This window comes from uncultured Microbacterium sp., assembly GCF_913776565.1.
In the GTDB taxonomy this organism is placed as follows: domain Bacteria; phylum Actinomycetota; class Actinomycetes; order Actinomycetales; family Microbacteriaceae; genus Microbacterium.
On record NZ_CAJYPF010000071.1, the window covers coordinates 1 to 2,857 of the forward strand.

The following is a 2,857-nucleotide window of genomic DNA, read 5'->3' on the forward strand; positions in this document are numbered from 1 at the left end:
CCTGCATGTTCAGGCCGACGCCCGCGGCGGTGAGCGAACACACCGCGATGCTCACACCGGGGTCGCCGTTGAACGCGTCGATCGCCGCCTGGCGGGCGGTCGAGGTCTGCTCGCCGCGCACCGACACGACCTTGAGGCCGGAGGCCTTGAAGTGGGCCTCGGCGGCATCCATGACATCGATGTGCTTGGCGAAGAAGACGACCTTGCCCACCGAGCGCTGAAGCTGCACGGCGTAGTCGGCGGCGAGGTGCGCCTTGGCCTGGCCGATGCGGCGGACCATCGTGAACACGTTCTCGCTGCCCGAGCCGGCGGCCTTGGCCTCTTCGAGCTCGCCGTGGGCGACGAGGCGGACGATGTCGTCGTCGATCTCGCCGGGCGCGAGGCCCCGGTCGCCGCGCGCCTCGAGGATGCGTCTGTATTTCGCGGCCAGACGGGCGCCGAGCTCGCGCTCGGCCTGACGGATCGATCGGCCGAACTCGTCGTCCAGTTCGACCGGCAGGTCGGCGACGAGCTTATCGGGCAGGTCGGCGGCGACGTCCTTCTTCTTGCGCCGCACGATGCCCATCGAGATGACCGCCTCGCGCGCCTCGGGGTAGAACGCCTTGTCGGCGGGAGTCAGGCCCGTGGCATCCAGTTTCTCCATCAGCTCGGGGCCCGGCTTCTCACCGTTCGTCCAACCGAGGAAGCGCCAGATCGCGTCGAAGTCCTCGACGTCATTGATCAGCGGGGTACCGGTCAGGGCGAGCATGAGCGGATCGCGCGTCTGCTGACGGACACGGGATGCCAGGGCCAGCACGTTCTGCGAGCGCTGCGACGTGAGGTTCTTGATGAAGTGCGCCTCGTCGACGACGACGCCCTTGAGCCCGATGGACGACAGCCACGAGAGGTGCCGGTCGAGGATCTCGTAGTTGACGATGAAGACGTCGGCGAAGGCGTCGATGTCGGCGCCGCCGCCCGAGATGACCGTCGCACGGCGCTGCGGCGTCCAGCGCTGCACCTCGCGCGCCCAGTTCATCTTCACCACGTTGGGGACGACGACCAGCAGGGGGTAGGCGTCGGCGACGGATGCCGCGAGCACCGACTCCGCCGTCTTGCCCAGGCCCGGTTCGTCGGCGAGAAGGAACGAGCGGTGTCCGGTGCGGACGGCCTCGAGGAAGCGCGACTGGTGCGGCATGACCTCGAGCCCGCGCGGGGAGAGCCGGTCGAACTCGGGGACGGGCGGCAGCTCCATGCTCGCGGCGGACCCGCCGGCTCCGGTCTCGAACGCCTTGTAGAGCGGGCCCATCAGTTCCCAGCCGTCGAGGCGGCGGCGAGGGGCATCGCCCGTCGCACGCGGGGTGAGGTCGGGAGCGAGGAACGGATTCGCCATCTGCCGCGCCTCGATCGAGGCCGGAACGACCTGCTTCTCAGCGAGGGCCGCGGGCACGACCGGCGCGACCTTGGGGGTGTTGTCGGTGATGATGAGCTCGTCGGCGGGCAGTTCGGCACCGGATTCGAGCAGCCAGTCGCGACGCATGCGCCGGGCGACCGGCGAGGTCGCGGCGTCGACCTCGAGCAGCTGGATCAGCGAGGTGTCGCGCGCGGCGGTCTTGGCGAGGATCGTCGCCACGCCGTCGAGACGCTTGAGCAGCTCGGCGCGGGCGGCGTCGGTGATCTCGGTGTCGGCCTTCACCCGGGCGCGCTCCTCGCGCACGAGGAAGGCGATCACCTGGAACTTGACGCGGTTGGTGGGTCCGAGCTTGCCGCGCTGCGCCTTGGCCTCGACCTCGCGCACCTTGCGCGCGAGGATCGGGATGACGGGGGCTTCGTCGTCTCGTCGGGATGACGTGGTCTTTCTGCGCCGCTGGCTCGAGCTACGGGCGGCGGTTGCCGTGGTCGGCATGCTCCTCCTGAGCGTGTCGTCCGGAAAGAGTCCGGAACGTCCCGGCGCGAGGCCGGTGGATCAGTGACCCCGGGGGACATCACCCGGCACGCCGCCGGAGCGGCGGTGCCTGCGGCCTGAACGCGCGAACCGGAACGGCGCGCGAGGGGCGGATGGCGGGGTCGCACCCATTCTAGCCGTTCGCGGGCCGGTCATCCCCCCACGGTCGACAGAATGTCCTGCGTGTACCCGTCGGGGTTCACGTTGATCCACGAGGTGGACACCCAGATGTCACCCGAGATGGCCTGGGTCTCGCCCCGCTCATAGGGACGGTCCTCGAGCGAGACGCCGCGCTGTTCGATGACGCACGTGGTGGTCCCGTCCGCGTCGTCGCACCCGAAACCGGCCGAGGCCAGGGCGTCGCGGATGGTCGCCGCCTGCGTCGTGTCGACGATCGACACGTTCGTCGCCAGTCCCCGGTCGCCGGGTCCGCCCCACGTGCACCGCAGGGTCGGAACGGTCTGCAGCAGCTCGAGCAGCGGCGCCTGCGCGGTCGAGAGCAACGTCACCTCGGAATCGTTCAGGGGCGCGATCTCGTTCTCGAGGGTCGATCTCATCGCGGCGGAATACACGCCGTCGCACGAGGCCGGCAGCGCTCGGGTGGGCGTCGGGGTGGGCGTCGCCGAGGCGGTGGGCGACGCCGAGGCGGTGGCCGACGGAGCCGCCGACGAGGACACCGAACCGGCGGACGGGGCGGCGGTCTCGGCCGCGGGGACGCACGCCGATAGGACGAGGGCGAACGCGGCGGCGCCGGCTCCGGCGACGGCGACACGGGCGAGGGGGGACATGCAACCTCCAGGGATCGCCTCGACCCTAACGCGGGGCCGCGCCCAACCCCGGGTGTCAGCCCGCGCGCCGCAGACGCAGGCTGTTGAGCACGACGAACACGCTCGAGAACGCCATCGCCGCGCCGGCGAGCATCGGGTTGAGCAGGCC

General features: G+C 70.8%; 2 protein-coding genes. Both read right to left on the reverse strand.

Annotated features, from left to right (window positions below):
* Nucleotides 1–1,882, reverse strand: a 1,882-nt coding sequence (locus tag QZ433_RS04305) for a DEAD/DEAH box helicase (protein WP_295780181.1), incomplete at its 3' end; no start/stop codon positions are given.
* 191 nt (nucleotides 1,883–2,073) lie between these two features.
* Nucleotides 2,074–2,709: a hypothetical protein gene (locus tag QZ433_RS04310; RefSeq protein ID WP_295780182.1), complete on the reverse strand. Its 636-nt coding sequence runs from the start codon at nucleotides 2,707–2,709 to the stop codon at nucleotides 2,074–2,076.
* Nucleotides 2,710–2,857 lie beyond the last annotated feature (148 nt).